At 72.9% G+C, this 14,905-nt stretch carries 12 protein-coding genes and 2 pseudogenes; 5 read left to right on the top strand and 9 right to left on the bottom strand.

The genetic code is table 11. The features are described from left to right. Nucleotides 1-3 precede the first annotated feature (3 nt). Nucleotides 4-964 (top strand): annotated as a pseudogene (locus tag FZ046_RS10240) (esterase family protein). 76 nt (nucleotides 965-1,040) lie between these two features. On the opposite strand, the gene FZ046_RS10235 reads toward FZ046_RS10240, so the two are convergent. Next, nucleotides 1,041-1,310, bottom strand: coding sequence for a hypothetical protein (locus FZ046_RS10235; protein ID WP_070353582.1), 270 nt, complete (start codon nucleotides 1,308-1,310; stop codon nucleotides 1,041-1,043). A gap of 30 nt (nucleotides 1,311-1,340) precedes the next feature. Here FZ046_RS10235 and FZ046_RS28300 point away from each other — a divergent pair, with 30 nt between their 5' ends. Then, nucleotides 1,341-1,493 carry an Rv1535 domain-containing protein gene (locus tag FZ046_RS28300; RefSeq protein WP_407664478.1) on the top strand — a complete coding sequence of 51 codons (153 nt, stop codon included), beginning with the start codon at nucleotides 1,341-1,343 and terminating at the stop codon, nucleotides 1,491-1,493. Here FZ046_RS28300 and FZ046_RS10230 read toward each other — a convergent pair. The 3 genes and pseudogenes from FZ046_RS10230 to FZ046_RS10220 form a co-directional block, all read right to left on the bottom strand. Further along, nucleotides 1,466-5,767: pseudogene (locus FZ046_RS10230) on the bottom strand (HAD-IC family P-type ATPase); the annotation flags it as partial. The gene FZ046_RS28300 and the pseudogene FZ046_RS10230 sit on opposite strands and share 28 nt — an antisense overlap. Nucleotides 5,768-5,784: 17 nt before the next feature. Next, on the bottom strand, nucleotides 5,785-6,330 hold the full coding sequence (locus FZ046_RS10225) for a hypothetical protein (protein WP_070353609.1): 546 nt from the start codon (nucleotides 6,328-6,330) through the stop codon (nucleotides 5,785-5,787). Between the two features lie 143 nt (nucleotides 6,331-6,473). Continuing rightward, entirely contained in the window at nucleotides 6,474-7,163 is a 690-nt protein-coding gene (locus tag FZ046_RS10220; RefSeq protein WP_070353580.1) for a demethylmenaquinone methyltransferase, read from the bottom strand. Nucleotides 7,164-7,276: 113 nt separating this feature from the next. Between FZ046_RS10220 and FZ046_RS10215 the strand changes: the two genes are divergently transcribed. Further along, nucleotides 7,277-8,101, top strand: coding sequence for an SDR family oxidoreductase (locus tag FZ046_RS10215; protein ID WP_070353579.1), 825 nt, complete (start codon nucleotides 7,277-7,279; stop codon nucleotides 8,099-8,101). A gap of 4 nt (nucleotides 8,102-8,105) precedes the next feature. Beyond that, on the top strand, nucleotides 8,106-8,288 hold the full coding sequence (locus FZ046_RS10210) for a hypothetical protein (RefSeq protein WP_070353578.1): 183 nt from the start codon (nucleotides 8,106-8,108) through the stop codon (nucleotides 8,286-8,288). A gap of 983 nt (nucleotides 8,289-9,271) precedes the next feature. Here FZ046_RS10210 and FZ046_RS10205 read toward each other — a convergent pair. Continuing rightward, complete coding sequence (locus tag FZ046_RS10205; RefSeq protein WP_070353577.1) at nucleotides 9,272-10,399, bottom strand: glycosyltransferase family 4 protein; 1,128 nt, start codon at nucleotides 10,397-10,399, stop codon at nucleotides 9,272-9,274. 107 nt (nucleotides 10,400-10,506) lie between these two features. On the opposite strand from FZ046_RS10205, the gene FZ046_RS10200 reads away from it, so the two are divergent. Beyond that, the gene (locus FZ046_RS10200; protein ID WP_070353576.1) at nucleotides 10,507-11,184 is read left to right on the top strand and encodes a DsbA family protein; all 678 of its coding nucleotides are present in this window, start codon (nucleotides 10,507-10,509) and stop codon (nucleotides 11,182-11,184) included. Here the strand turns inward: FZ046_RS10200 and FZ046_RS10195 are convergent. The 4 genes from FZ046_RS10195 to FZ046_RS10180 are packed head-to-tail and all read right to left on the bottom strand — an operon-like array spanning nucleotide 11,145 to nucleotide 14,886. Further along, nucleotides 11,145-11,651 carry a DUF3592 domain-containing protein gene (locus tag FZ046_RS10195; RefSeq protein WP_246182956.1) on the bottom strand — a complete coding sequence of 169 codons (507 nt, stop codon included), beginning with the start codon at nucleotides 11,649-11,651 and terminating at the stop codon, nucleotides 11,145-11,147. The genes FZ046_RS10200 and FZ046_RS10195 overlap by 40 nt on opposite strands. 29 nt (nucleotides 11,652-11,680) lie before the next feature. Beyond that, nucleotides 11,681-13,330: a 2-succinyl-5-enolpyruvyl-6-hydroxy-3-cyclohexene-1-carboxylic-acid synthase gene (menD, locus tag FZ046_RS10190; protein ID WP_070353575.1), complete on the bottom strand. Its 1,650-nt coding sequence runs from the start codon at nucleotides 13,328-13,330 to the stop codon at nucleotides 11,681-11,683. A gap of 36 nt (nucleotides 13,331-13,366) precedes the next feature. Beyond that, complete coding sequence (locus FZ046_RS10185; protein WP_070353574.1) at nucleotides 13,367-14,149, bottom strand: alpha/beta fold hydrolase; 783 nt, start codon at nucleotides 14,147-14,149, stop codon at nucleotides 13,367-13,369. Continuing rightward, complete coding sequence (locus FZ046_RS10180) at nucleotides 14,146-14,886, bottom strand: DJ-1/PfpI family protein (RefSeq protein WP_070353573.1); 741 nt, start codon at nucleotides 14,884-14,886, stop codon at nucleotides 14,146-14,148. The genes FZ046_RS10185 and FZ046_RS10180 overlap by 4 nt, the downstream gene beginning before the upstream one ends. Between the last annotated feature and the right edge of the window lie 19 nt (nucleotides 14,887-14,905).

Genomic DNA, 14,905 nt, shown 5'->3' with positions numbered 1-14,905 from the left:
CTGATGACTCCAAAATCCACCTGGCTGCGTCGGCTGTTCGCCGCCGTCGCGGTCGGCTTGATGCTGCCCGGCCTGGTGGCCGTGGCCGGCGGGTCCGCGACCGCGGCCGCCTACTCGCGCCCCGGTCTGCCGGTCGAGACCCTGATGGTGCCGTCGGCCGCGATGGGCCGCGACATCCCCGTGCGCTTCCAGGGCGGCGGCCCCAAGGCCGTCTACCTGCTCGACGGTCTGCGCGCCCGCGACGACAACAGCGGCTGGGACATCGAGACCGCCGCGTTCGAGACCTTCTACCAGTCCGGCGTGTCCGTGGTGATGCCCGTCGGCGGCATGTCCAGCTTCTACACCAACTGGGAGAACCCGGCGGTCGGCAACGGCCAGACCTACAACTACCAGTGGGAGACGTTCCTCACCTCGGAGCTGCCGGCCTACCTGTCGGCCAACAAGGGCATCTCGCCGAGCGGCAACGCCGTCGTCGGCCTGTCGATGTCCGGCAGCGCCGCGCTCATTCTGGCGGCCTACCACCCGAACCAGTTCGCCTACGCGGCGTCGCTCTCGGGCTTCCTGAACCTCAGCCAGGGCATCTGGCCGACGCTGGTCGGCTTCGCGATGCGCGACGCGGGCGGCTTCGACGCCACGGCGATGTGGGGTCCCGGCGGCGGCCCGGACTGGCAGCGCAATGACCCGACGCTGCAGGCCGGCCGGCTGGTCTCCAACGGCACCCGGATCTGGGTCTACACCGGCAACGGCCGCCCGGGCGACCTCGGTGGCGGCGGGGACATCCCCGGCCAGCTGCTCGAGACCATCACCCAGGACAGCAACCGGGCGTTCCAGCAGGCCTACACCGCCGATGGCGGCAGCAACGCCACGTTCAACTTCCCGCCCAACGGCACCCACGGTTGGGGGTACCTGGGGGGCACAGCTGAACGCGATGAAGGGCGACATCCAGCGCACGCTGGGCGCCTGACGTACATCCGACGAGCCGGGTTCGCGACGTGTCGCGGGCCCGGCTCGCCGGCGTTTCGGGGGCCGACGTCGACGGGTCAAACGTCCTCGAGCGCCTCGCCGAGATCGCGGGCGATCTCGCTGTGCTGGTTCTCCATCAGGACGTGACCTGCGGCGATCGCCAGGGCGATCGGCCACTCGATGAGTTCCAGCGCCACCAGCGCGCCGAGCGCGCCGTAGTACGCCAGGTGCTCGGGGCGGGGCACGGTGACCCGACCGACGAGCGGCAGATTCACCGCGAAGCCACTGGCCTCGCGGACCCGTTCGACGGCGTCGCGGTGACTGTCGGGCCGTGACACTTCGACCATTCGTCATCTCCTCGTCATGGCGTATTCGACGTGCGGTCGCCTGCTTCTCCCAGCGTGGCAGACGTGGCTGTTTCCGCGGGCTCCGATCCGTTGACGGACGTCGTCACCACGGCGTTGACGTGGCCGTTGCGCGAGCTGTACGCCGTGCTCTGGCGAGTCGGAGTGCTCGAAGTCGACGACTGACCCGCTGCTTCGCTGCCCGACCGGGCGAGGACGCGGGGGGCGACCGCCGCGATCGCCGTCGCGCCGGCCGCGGTGCCCAGCGCCTGCGCCCAACCCACGGGGCCCAGCGGCGTGCTGCCCAGCAGCTGACTCACGCCCGGCGTGCTGACCAGCGCGCCGAGCGCCGCGAGTGAACCCAGCGCCGTACCCACGACCAGCGGGCTGCGCGAATCGATCAGCGTCTGACCGAGCTGCGTCGCCACCAGAGCCACCAGCGCCACCGTGGACGCCCGCTGCGGGCGGCCGGTCACGCCGGCCATCGCCCACGCGGCCGTCGCCGCGCCCGCCGTGGTCGCGCCCCGCACGCCGACCGTCCGCCACAGCGCACGCTCGTCGGGACCGTTGCCCGCCCCGGACGCCGACGACGTCGGCCGGCTCACCGCCAGCGCCGCCGCCGGCAAGGCGTCGGTGAGCATGTTGACCAGCAGCAGTTGGCGGGTGTTGAGCGGCGCCCGCCCGGTCAGCGCGGTGCCGAGGATGGCGAAGCCGACCTCGCCGGCGTTGCCGCCGAGCAGCACGGCCACCGCGGCCTGCACCCGCTGCCACAGCTGCCTGCCCTCGTCGAGCGCGTCGAGCAGCGCTCCGATGCGGCCGTCGAGCAGCATGACGTCCGCCGCGGTGCGGGCGGGGTCGCTGCCGCGGGCGGCAACGCCGATCCCGACGGTGGCGGCCCGGATCGCCGCAGCGTCGTTGGCGCCGTCGCCGACCATCGCCACCACGCGGTCCAGCCGCTGCAGCGTCTCGACGATCTGGACCTTGTGCTCGGGCGACATCCGCGCGAACACGATCCGCTCGCGCACGGCGCGCTCCTGGTCGCGCCGCGACAGCGCCTCCCAGTCGTTGCCGGTGATGACCTGGTCGAGGGTGACGGGCAGACCGAGTTCGGCGGCGATGGCGCTCGCCGTGACGGGATGGTCGCCGGTGATCAGCCGAGCCTCGATGCCGTGTGCGGCGAGCCCGGCCAGCACCGCCGCCGACTCCGGACGGGGGGTGTCCGCGAGGCCCAGCAGACCGATCAGGTGCAGGCCGCCACGGCACAGCTCGTCGAACGCATCGGCGTCCGCGCGAGCATCCCGCACCTGGGCGTCGGTCAGCTCGCGGGTCGCGACGGCCAGGACGCGCAGTCCGTCCGCGGCCATCGCCGCGACGCGCTCGGTGGCGTCGGCGTCGGTCGCGCCGAGCAGCATCTCGGGGGCACCCTTGATCGTCAGCTGGGTGCCGTGGATCGACGCCGAGAACGGACGGCCGGAGCGGAACGGCAGGTGCGCGTCGGCGTCCACGTCGACGCCGTCGACGTCGATACCGGCCTCCGCCACGGCGGCGTCGGTGGCGTGTTCGTGCCCGTCACCGTTGGCCCTGGGCGTCGCCCGGACGGCGGCGCGCAGCACGCCGTCGCGGTCCTCGCCGTTGAGGGCGTCGACGGACGTCACGCGCAACCGGTTCTCACTGAGCGTGCCGGTCTTGTCGAAGCAGACGACGTCGACGCGGCCGAGCGCCTCGACCGAGCGGGGACTGCGCACCAGGGCGCCGAGCCCCGACAGCCGCCGTGCGGACGCCTGCTGGGCGAGGGTGGCCACCAGCGGCAGCCCCTCCGGTACCGCGGCGACGCTGACCGCGACGCCGCTGCTGATTGCCTGGCGCAGGTTGCCGCGGCGCAGCAGGCTCAACGCCGTCACGACGCCGCCGCCTGCCAGGCTCACCGGCCACGCCTTGTTCGTCAGCTCGCTCAGCTGGGCCTGCAGGCCGATCGCGTCGGTCTGCGCACCCGGGGTCAGCTCGGCGCGCCGCGCCTCGGTCTGCCCGCCCACCGCGGTCACGATCGCCACCGCGGTGCCCGCGACGACCGTCGTCGTCGCGTGGATCATGCACGCGCGTTCGGCGACCGCAGCCGCGGGCGTGGCCGCAAGCCGCTTGGGCACCGGCAGCGATTCACCGGTCAGCGACGACTCGTCCACCTCGAGGTCGGTCGCCTCGACGAGCCGGGCGTCGGCGGGCACGACCTCGCCCGGGCGGACCTCGATGACATCACCGGGCCGCAGCGCCGTCGCGTCGGCGGTCGCGTAGTCGTCACCGTCGTCACCCAGCACGAGCCGGGCCGGCGGGTCCTGCACCGCCAGCAGCCGGTGCAGCAGGCGTTCGGCGCGCAGCCGCTGCACGGCCGCGAGCGCGGCGTTGCCGGTGAGGACCGAGCCGACCAGGATCGCGTCGATCGGCGAGCCCAGCACCGCGCTGGCCGCCGAGCCGATCGCCAGCACCGGCGTCAGCGGGTCGGACAGCTCCTCGCGTATGGCCGAGGCGAAGTCGGCCAGGTTGTCGCGCACCGGCGCGACGCCGCGCGCCGCGCGATGCACCCGCGACGGCCGCGGCGCGTCGCGCAACCGGTCCGACGGGTCGCTCGCCGGGAGCAGGTCGCGCACCTGCTCCGCCGACATCGCGTGCCACTCCCGCGTCGGCCGTTCGGCCGGAACCTCGGCCGCGAGCACCGTGCGCGCCATGCGGTAGCCGATCCAGCCACCGGTGCCCGCGCCGACGGTCACCGGCCCGGGACCGCGTCCGCGGACACCCGGAACCATCAGAAGAGCGCCGAGAAGCGAAGCGCCGGTAGCCAATTGGACGCCGCGCTCACTGGCCCGGCGGGCGGCCGGCAGTGCGTGCAGGATCCGCCACACACCGGCCAGGTCGGCGGCGACGAGGTCGGCGTGCCACCAGGCGCCGTCGGCCGTGACGCCGATCGCGACGTCGGCGTCGGCCATCGCCTGCGCGGCGTCCACGGAGACCACGGCGACCGTGCGGCCATCCCGCTGCAGCGCGCGCACGGCGTCGGCCAGGCCGGCGTCGAGGTCGCCGTCGTGGGCGTGCAGGTCGTCGAAGGCGGGCCGCAGATCGTCGAGGCCCGCGACGTCCACCGAGACGACGGCGGCGTCGCTGCGCCGCACCTCGCGCAGCAGCGCCGGGGCGAGCGGATGGTTGGCGTGGCGGATCAGCACCCGACCCTCGGCCCAGGGCACGTCGTGCCAGCCGGCGCCGAGCGCGTCGAGTCGGTCCTGCGCCCATTGCCACGCCTCGGCGCGGCGGTGGTCCGCGACGCCGCGGATGCGGCCGACCCGCAACTCGTCGGTGCACAGCGCCCGGGGGTCGACCAGGACGGCGTCGACGCGGTCCAGCATGCGCAGCGCGTCGGAGTTCAGCGGCAGCACGCCGTGGTGTTCGGCGAGCCCGCGGCCGAGGGTGCCGGCGAAGGCCTCGCGGGAGTTGCGGGCCGCCTTCGGCGCCGCGACGAGCGCGGTGGTGGCGGCACCGTTGATGCCGCCGGTGGCGACGCCGAGGCCGACGGCGCCGACGCCCTGCACGACGCCGCTGCGGTCACCGTGCTTCTCCACCGGGCCGAGCGGCAGCGGGACCGGCCGCTCGCGGGAGCGAACGAGCCCGTCGGCGTCGGCGTGTCCGGCGAGGTCCGGTTCGCGGTCCAGCCAGGCCTGGGCACCGGCACGCGTCTCGCCGAGCCGGACGAGGTGCATGAACAGGTCGACGCCCAACGACGTCGGCTGCTGCCCGAGGGTATAGCCGATGCTGGCCGCCAGGGACAGCGCGGTGTCGGCGGCCGAGTCGCCGAGCCACTCCTCGACCAGGGCCCGCAGGCGCGGCTGGTAGTCGACGAACGCGACGGCCGCGGCCATGCCGGGGGCGAAGCGCGGCCACGCCAGCGCGCGGCCGGCGACGGTGACCGCCAGCCCGACCAGGTTGGCGCCGACGGCCGTCGTGCTGCTCGCGAGGACGATCGGGTCGGCGGGCAGGTCGATGGGCTCGTCGGTTCGTCGGGCACCCAGACGGTCCTCGGCGGCCGCGACGGCTTCGCACAGCTCCTCGAGCACCTCGGTGCCGTCGGTGTGGACGACCGCACGGGACAGCGGGTGGTTGAGGCTCACGGAGTCGACGCCGCGGCAACCCTCGAGTGCCGCGCGCACGGCGCGGGCCAGGTCACCGTCGGGGGCGGCGTCGTCGAGGCCGCGGACCTCGATCCAGCACCGCTCTGCGCCCTGCCAACAGCGGCGGGAGGATTCGCCGCCGAAGAGTTCGGCGACGACGTCGGTGACGGCGTTGACGAGCGACGCGGGCCCGGCGGCCGCGGCGCGGGTGGTGTCGCCGACGAGGTGGACGCCGGCGGTGGCGACGAGCGCGGTGGTGCGGACGCCGGTGTCGAGGACGCGCAGTGGCAGCGATGCGGTGGATCGCACCAGGCCGAAAAGGCCCACTAGGACGTGCCCGGAGATCGTCGTGCCGTGGTCTTGCGCGGCGCGGCCTTGCCTGCGGTCGTGGTGGTGTTCTTGCGCGGCGCGGCCTTGCCTGCGGTCTTGGTGGCCTTGCGGGCCGTCGTGCGTGTCGCCTTCTTCGCCGGCGGCGTTTTGGCGGAGTTCGACGTCGCTGCTGCTGCAGACGTGCCGGTCGCCGTGCTGCGCGGTGGCGCGGTGGTGCCGCCGTCATCGGGCACTGCCGCCAGTCGCGGCGGCTCGGCGACACCGCCGCGCTGGTTGAGTCGGTGCAGGAATAGGGCCGTGCCGCCGACGCCGAGCACCAGCGGCCACTCGATCAGACCGGTGGCGCCGATCGCCGCAATCGTCAGCACCGCGGCCGGGGTGGAGCGGCTCCCGGTGCCCAGGCCGTCCTTGACGCCGGTGACCGTGCCCCGCACACCCCCGGCCACGCCGTTGATGGCGGCGCCGCCGACGGCGCCCGCCGTGGCCAGCGTCGCCTCCGCCGTTCGCACGACCGCACGGGTCGCATTTCGCAGTATGTCCATGACGTCCACCTCGCCTGCCGCTGCGGTTCACCACCTGTTCACCGCCGAGACACCGGAGACTACCCACCGAAGGTGAACTGAACCGGTGAGCGAACTGCTTCGAAAAGCGAAAGGTATTCGCTCGCGCCCGATTTGGCGATCCGTCAGCGAGGCTTCACCGCGGCGTGCAACGCCACGATGCCGCCGGTGAGGTTCCGCCACCGGACGTCGGACCACCCGGCCTGCGAAATGCGTTGCGCGAGTTCGGCTTGCGTGGGCCACGCCCGGATCGACTCGGCAAGGTACTGGTAGGACTCGGGGTCGCTCGACACCACCGCGGCCATTCGCGGCAGGGCCTGCATCAAGTACTCCTTGTAGACCACGGCGAACGGCCGGTTGGTCGGCGTCGAGAATTCGCAGACCACCAGCCGACCGCCGGGCCGCGTCACGCGTGCCATCTCGCGCAGGCCGTCGAGGTGCGGGTTGACGTTGCGCAGGCCGAAGCTGATGGTCACCGCGTCGAAGACGCCGTCGGCGAACGGCAGCCGGGTCGCATCGCCCGCGGTCTTCGGCACGTCGCGTTCGGCGCCGGCCTTCAGCATGCCGACGGAGAAGTCACAGGCGGTGCACCACGCGCCGGACTTCGCGAGTTCGACCGTGGAGACCGCGGTGCCCGCCGCGAGGTCGAGGACGCGATCGCCGGGTCCGATGTTCAGCGCGGCGCGGGTGGCGCGGCGCCAGGAGCGGTCCTGACCGAGCGACAGCACGGTGTTGGTGACGTCGTACCGCTTGGCGACGGCGTCGAACATCGACGCGACCTCGTGCGGGTCCTTCTCCAACGACGCCCGGCTCACCCGGTAAACGCTACCTGTGAATCGTGGGATGACGGGAATGGGTGGTACCCGACCGCGTTGTGCTCCTCGACGACGTTGGAACCGCGAGGAACCTGAACGACACGAGGAGAGACATGGCGGAGAAGGTCTGGTTCATCACCGGCAGTTCGAAGGGCTTCGGCCGGGAGTGGGCGATCGCGGCGCTGGAGCGCGGCGACAAGGTGGCCGCGACCGCGCGTGACGTCTCCGCGCTGGATGACCTGGTGGCCACCTACGGCGACGCGATCCTGCCGCTCGGCCTGAACGTCGACGACCGGGCCGCGGACTTCGCGGCCGTCGCGCAGGCGCACGAACACTTCGGGCGGCTCGACGTCGTGGTGAACAACGCGGGCTACGGCCAGTTTGGCTTCATCGAGGAACTGACCGAGGACGAGGCGCGAGCGCAGATCGAGACCAACGTCTTCGGTGCGCTCTGGGTGACGCAGGCGGCGCTGCCGTTCCTGCGGGCGCAGCGCAGCGGGCACATCATCCAGGTGTCGTCGATCGGCGGCATCACGGCGTTCCAGAACGTCGGGATCTACCACGCGTCGAAGTGGGCGCTCGAGGGCTTCTCGCAGGCGCTGGCGCAGGAGGTCGAGTCGTTCGGCATCCACGTCACGCTGATCGAGCCGGGCGGCTTCTCCACCGACTGGGCCGGCCCGTCGGCGAAGCGCGCGACGCCGTTGCCCGAGTACGCAGAGGTGCACGAGGCCGCCGAGAAGGCCCGTTCGCAGCGGTCGGCGACGCCGGGTGATCCGAAGGCGTCGGCTCGGGCCATCCTCCGCGTCGTCGATGCCGAGCAGCCGCCGCTGCGCGTGTTCTTCGGTGCGTTGCCGCTGTCCCTCGCGAAGGCCGACTACGAGAACCGGCTCGCGACGTGGGAGGAGTGGCAGCCCGTCGCCGAGTTGGCCCAGGGTTAGCCACGTGGCGCGCGGCGACCATCCGCAGCGCACGCCGTTCTACGGCGCGTGCCTGCTGGCAATCGCCTTCCTGTCGTGCTGGTGGGCATCGTCGGTGCAGCAGGTGTGGCTGTCGGTGGTCATCTACGTCGCCGCGGTCGTGCTGGCCCTCGTCGGCTTCGTCATGACGTTCCGCGATTATTCGTGAGCGGCAGCGGCCTCAGCCCGGACGGGAGTGGATCTCGAGTGCCCACCTCTGAGCGACAAGTCGCGACAAGGGGGTGGCCGGGGGTGCTGGTCCGGGCCCGCACGCGGGATGCGGGTCGGGTGCGGCCGAGCCGAGCCGGTCAGGGGTGAATCTCGAATGCCCACCTCTGGACGACAAGTCGCGACAAAGGGGTGGCCGGGGGTGCTGGTCCGGGCCCGCACGCGGGATGCGGGTCGGGTGCGCCGAGCAGGACGACAGTGCATCTCGAATGCCCACCTTTGAGCGACAAGTCGCGACAAAGGGGTGGCCGGGGCCCCTGGGGGATCCCGATCCGGGCCGCCCGCGGGAGTATGGGCCGGGTACGGCCGAGCCGAGCCAAGCCGAGCCGAGCCGAGCCGAGCCGAGCCGAGCCGAGCCGACGACGTTAAATCTCGGTTGCCCACCTTGTAGCGACAAGTAGCGACAACGGGGCGGCCGGCGGATGCGGTGTCGCGAATTGTCGTGCGGAGGCGGGCAACCGCAATCGAGTTCTCGGCGGCCGCCGAGGCGACGCAACGTCGCAGGCACCCCGATTATTGCGAATTGTCGCGCAGAGGCGGGCAACCGCAATCGAGTTCCCGGCGGCCGCCGAGGCGACGCGACGTCGCGCGCACCGCGATTGTCGCGAATTGTCGCGCAGAGGCGGACAACCGCAATCGACGTCCACGCGGCCGCCGAGGCGACGCGACGTCGCGCGCACACCGGTTGTCGCGAATTGTCGCGCGGAGGCGGGCAACCGCAATCGAGTTTCCGCGGCCGCCGAGGCGACGCGACATCGCAGGCACCGCGATTGTCGCGAGTTGTCGCGCAGAGGCGGGCAACCGAGATCGCCGTCCCCGGGCCGCGGCGGCCGCAGGGGCCGACAGGCGTGCCGGGCCGACGGGCGTGCCGGGGCGAGGGGCGTTCCGGGGCGACGGGGCCAGTAGCCGCCGGGCGCCCGGGACCTAGGCGGCCTTGGCGCCGCGGAGGCCGAGAACCGAGTCGTAGTGCTCGACGAGCTGGGCGCAGACTGCGGGCCAGGTACGGCCTAGCACGCTGCGGCGCGCGGCAACCGAGTAGCGCTGCCGCTCGGCGAGCAGGTGCGCCACCGCGCCGGGCAGCTTGGCCTCGAACTCGTCGACCCCGAGCAGCAGCCCGGTGTGCATGGGCGTCACCAGGTCCCGAGGGCCGCCGGCGTTGGGCGCGATGACCGGCAGCCCGGATGCCATCGCCTCCTGCACGGCCTGGCAGAACGTCTCGTGCTCCCCGGGGTGCACGAACACGTCCATGCTGGCGTAGGCAGCAGCCAACTCGGCGCCGTACAGCGCACCGGTGAACACCGCCGACGGCATGAGCGCACGCAGCTTGGCCTGGTCGACGCCGTCGCCGACCACGACCAGCTTCACGTCGCCACGCTTCTCCAGAACGGCGAGCCGTTCGACGTGCTTCTCCGGCGCCAACCGGCCGACGAAGCCGACCACCGGCCTGCCATCGGGCGACCAGCGCGCCCGCAGCGCGTCGTCGCGGGCCGACGGCACGAAGCCGGTGACGTCCACGCCGCGACCCCAGTGGTGCACCCGCGGGATGCGGTGCGCGACGAGGTCCTCCATCGCCGCGGTCGACGGCGCGAGCGTGCGGTCGGCCTTGCCGTGCAGCCGCCGGGTCCACGCCCACGACGCGCGCGACAGGACGCCGATGCCGTAGCTCTCGGCGAAGCCGGCGACGTCGGTCTGGAACACGGCCACGGTGGGGATGTCGAGATAACGAGCGGCGTGGACGCCGCCCCAGCCGAGCAGCGCGGGCGATGCGAGATGCACGATGTCGGGGTCGAAGTCGCGGAGTACGCCGACCATCCGCGGTCCCGGCAGCCCGAGCGGCAGCGACGTCACGCCGGGGAACATCCGCGACGGTACGCGGTGTACGCGGACACCGTCGTGCACGCGGTCGGCGGGCTCCTGCCCGCGCGGGGTGTCCGGGGCGATGACCATGACCTCGTGACCCGTGCGGCGGAGGTGTTCGATCACCCGGAGCACCGAGTTGGTCACGCCGTTGACGTTGGGCAGGAAGCTCTCGGCGACGATGGCAACGCGCACGCCGAGAAGAGTCTCAGCCGAGCCTGTCCGGCAGGTTGCGCCGAGGGATACGCGACGCGAAGTCTGCATGCGCTCGCCATACTGGGCATTGACCGAAGGAGGACTCGATGCGCCGGATCGGTCCGCTGCTCGCCATCGCGACCCTCCTCCTCGCGCTGACCGGCTGCAGCCGCGCCGTCGAGGGCCTCGCCCGACCGGACCCGCTCCGGGCGCCGGTCGCATTCACCGACGACGGCTACGGCATCCGCGCCGGCTTCGACGACGCGCCGGTCGAGGTCGAGATCTACACCGAGCCGCAGTGCCGCCACTGCGCCGACCTGCAGGCCGACTTCGGCGACCAGCTCGCGCACTACATCGCGACCGGCCAGTTGGCCGTCACCTACCGCCCGCTGACGTTCCTCGACACCCCGCCCGCCACGTACTCCGCCGCCGTGGTCAACGCGATGGTCGAGGCGGCGAGCCCCGGGGACGGCGACGCGCCCGCGACCGCCGGTCCGCAGTTCCAGCGGTTCGTCACCGCGCTGTGGACTCACCGGGGCGCCGCGGCGACGCCCACCGAGATGGCGGACCTGGCTCGCGCCGCGGGCATTCCCGTGCCGCAGGTTCGGCGGATCGCCGAGGGCGCGATGGCGTTCGACGCCGCCGGCGCCTCGGATGCGAACTTCGGCTTCCTCTACGACATCGACCCGGTCGAGCCCGGTACGCCCACGGTGTACGACCTGACCCACGACGAGAAGCTCGACGTCTACGACGACGCCTGGCTGACCTCGCTGATGTCCTCCTGAGCGTCGATCCGGCGCTGCAGCAGCGCCAGTCCGGCCAGCAGTGCGCCGGCGACCAGCCAGCCGAGCACCGCGATCGAGCCGGCCGGGATCACCGCCAGCAGCGCGTTGCGGTCCTGGACGCGGACGACGTCGGGATCGTTGCGGTCGTACTCGACGTAGATCCGCATCCCGGTGTCCAGCTCCGACGGGTACAGCACGCCGAGTTCCGGGCGGTAGGTGATCCGGTCGGGGGTGACGAACTCGATGGTCGACCGGCGCGGACCGGCGTCGAGCACTTCGGCTTCGGCCACGCCCATGTGGCGCTCGATCTGCCGGTCGTTGCGCCACGCCCCGGCGACGAGCAGCACCGACTGCAACGTCACCAGCGCGGCGAAGATCACCACCGCGACGCGCGCGTAGCGGATCGCCCGCTGCCGCCGCGTCTCCCCCGGTTCGCCGGTGAGGTGCGGGATGAGCGCGCGCCGCACCCGCAGAACCGCCTGTGTGACCGTCTGGATCACGGGGCCTCGCGCAGCGCGGCGCGGATCGCCGCGTGCAGCCCGCGCAGCGACGACCGGTCGGCCTTCACCTCCAGCACGCGCATCCCGTCGAACGGCTCGGCGAGCACGTCGGCCAGCTGATCGGCCTCCACCGCGCGAGCCTCGACGTGATAGGCGCGGCACAGCGCGGCGACGTCGACGTCGTGCGGGGTGCCGAAGATCCGGGCCGAGACGTCGGAGAACCGCGGGTCGCCCTGCTCGAGCAGTTCGAAGATGCCGCCGCCGTTGTCGTTCGATACCACGATGGTCAGGCTCGCCGGGCGGGGTTCGGTGGGTCCGATCAGCAGACCCGAGCTGTCGTGCAGGAACGTCAGGTCGCCGATCAGCGCGACGGTGCGGCCCCCGGTGCGATCGTGGGCGAGCGCGGCACCGATGGCGGTCGACACGGTGCCGTCGATGCCGGCGACGCCGCGGTTGGAGCGGACGGTGACGCCGCGGCCGTCGAACCCGACGAGCGACGCGTCGCGCACCGGGTTGGATGCGCCGAGCACCAACTGGTCGCCGTCGCGCAGCCCGTCGACGACGGCCGCCGCGACGTGCAGTCCCGTGGTGAGCGGGTGGGTGGCGAGCTGCTCGCGGACCGTGGCGACGGCGGCGGCGTTGGCCTCGGCGCAGCGACGCAACCACGCCGGGTCGGGGGTGCCGTGCGTGACCGCACGGGTGCCGGTGGCCTGCGAATTGCCCGAGACGTCGGGCCAGCGCGGGCCCGTGGTGAGCGCGAACACCGGCACGCTCGGGTCGGCCAGCAGCGCGGACACCGGGCGGTGCAGCGTCGGCCGGCCCAGCATGATGACCTGCCGCGGCGCGAGCAGCGGCAGCGCCAGCGGGTGCAGCGGCGTGGCCGCCGGCGGGGCGGTCGGCTCGGCGACGGTCGGCAGCCCCGCGAGGTTGGGGTGCACGCCGGCGCCGTGGCCGGCGATGACCACGGTGTCCGGGGTGAGGTCGATGTCGAGCGGCTGGTCGAACGTGACGGGTGGGGTTTGGGTCCAGGGGTGACCGTCGGGGCGGCCCGCCGGGATCGCCGCGTCGCCGGACTCGGCGTCGGGCACCAGCGGTTCGCGCAGCGGGATGTCGAATTGCACGGGGCCGGCGTTGGCGGTGCGCGCCCCGGTGGCGGCGACCAGGACGCGGCAGGTCGCCGAGCGCCACGTCGCGTTCAGCCCGTCGAGGTCGGCACTGTCGAGATCGGGCGCCAGGCCCAGGTTGATCATGGCGCGGACCTGTGAGCCGAAGTAGCCGAGTTGCTCCATCGTCTGATTGGCGCCGGTGCCGAGCATCTCGTAGGGCCGGTTGGCGCTCAGCACGATGAGCGGCACCCGGGCGTAGTTGGCCTCGACGACGGCCGGACCCAGGTTGGCCACCGCGGTGCCCGACGTCATCGCCACGCACACCGGGGCGCCGGCGGACGCGGCGAGTCCGACGGCGAGGAAGCCGGCGGTGCGTTCGTCGATGCGGACGTGCAGGCGCAGCCGACCCTGCCGGTCGGCAGCCTCGAGCGCGAAGGCCAGCGGTGCGTTGCGCGAGCCGGGGCACAGCACGACGTCGCGGACGCCGCCGCGGATGAGTTCGTCGACGACGACGCGCGCCTGCACCGTCGACGGGTTCATCGCGTCACCATCTCTCCAGGGTGTCACGAGTGACGGTCAGACTCCCGAGCCGAAGAACTCCAGGATGGCGGCGTTCACCGCTTCGGGACGCTCGATGAAGCCCAGATGACCGGTGTCGGGGATCTGCAGGAAGCGGCCGTTGGGCAGCGCCTGGGCGACCTCGCGGCCGAGATGCGGCGGCAGCATGATGTCGTCAGCGAAGCCGATCACCAGCACCGGCGCCGCGATGCTGCGGTATGCGGAGAGCCGGTTGCCGTCCGGGGCGACGTCGATCTGCGCCTTGAGGCCCGGGGTCAGCTTGGTGGGCCACATGGTGAACATGTCGATCCAGTCGCGCACCTTGGCGTCGTCGTTGAGCGTCTTGGGCGAAAAGCTCTCCAGCAGACGCAGTTTCGCGTCGTAGGACGGCGGCAGTTCGACGCCGGCGGCGTGCAGGTCGCGCTCGGCGGCACGGCTGAACTCGCGGGTGCGGTCCTCGCGGCCGCGGGTGGCCATCAGCACGGCCGAGGACACCAGCTCGGGGCGGGCCAGCATGAGTTCCTGGGCGATGTAGGAGCCCATCGAGACGCTGACGATGCGCACGGGTGCGAGGTCGAGCTTCTCGATGAGCGCCGCCGTGTCGGCGACCATGGTGGCGGTGGTGAATCCCTCGGCGGTCTCGGTGGCGCCGATGCCGCGGTTGTCGAACGTCACGACGCGGTAGCCGGCCCGCTGGAAGGCCGGAACTTGATGCAGGTGCCAGGTGCGGCCCGCTCCCCCGCGACCCGCGATGAACAGGACGGGGTCGCCGGAGCCGCGATCGTCGTAGGCCAGATTCACCCGGCCGACCCTACCGGCCCCTTCCTCTTGCCCCGGGTGCGGGCGACGTCGACGGCACGGTCCCACAGCAGCCGCAGCGGGGCGCTGAGCTGGCCGGTCTTGGCCATGTCGGTCGACAGCAGCGCGGCCGCGCCGGCCTTCGTGGCGGCCGACGCCTTGGACGTGTGGCCGGAGTCGAACGGCGGCTGCGGGTCGTACTCGATGACGAGCTGGGCGACCTTGGCCCGCGCCTCCCCGCCGATCTCGCCGGCCAGCCACAGCGCCATGTCGAGCCCCGCGGACACCCCGGCCGCGGTGACGATCTTGCCCTCGCGCACGATCCGCTCGTCGCCGACGGGGGTGACGCCGAACGTCCGGAGGATCGGCAGGCTCGACCAGTGCGTCGTCGCGCGCCGGCCCTCGAGCAGACCGGCGGCAGCCAACAGCACCGAGCCCGTGCACACCGACGTCGTCCAGGTCGACGTCTGGTGCGCCCGGCGCAGCCATTCGAGGACCCGCTCGTCGCGGGCGTGCTCCATGGAGCCGGGGCCGCCGGGCACCAGGATGACGTCCGGGGTGGGCGTCTCGGCGAAGGTGTGCGTCGCCCCGACCAGGAGCACGCCCGAGTCGGCGGTCACCGGGCCGGTCTCGTGCCACACGAAGCGCAGTCGAACGTCGGGCAGCATGCGCAGCACCTCGTAGGGGCCGATGAAGTCCAGCGCGGTGAAGTGGGGGTACAGCACGACGGCGATCTGCACGGGGCGCTCCTCGGAATGG

This window comes from Mycolicibacterium grossiae, assembly GCF_008329645.1.
GTDB classification, from domain to species: Bacteria; Actinomycetota; Actinomycetes; order Mycobacteriales; family Mycobacteriaceae; genus Mycobacterium; species Mycobacterium grossiae.
This window is presented reverse-complemented; position numbering and strand designations above follow the sequence as displayed.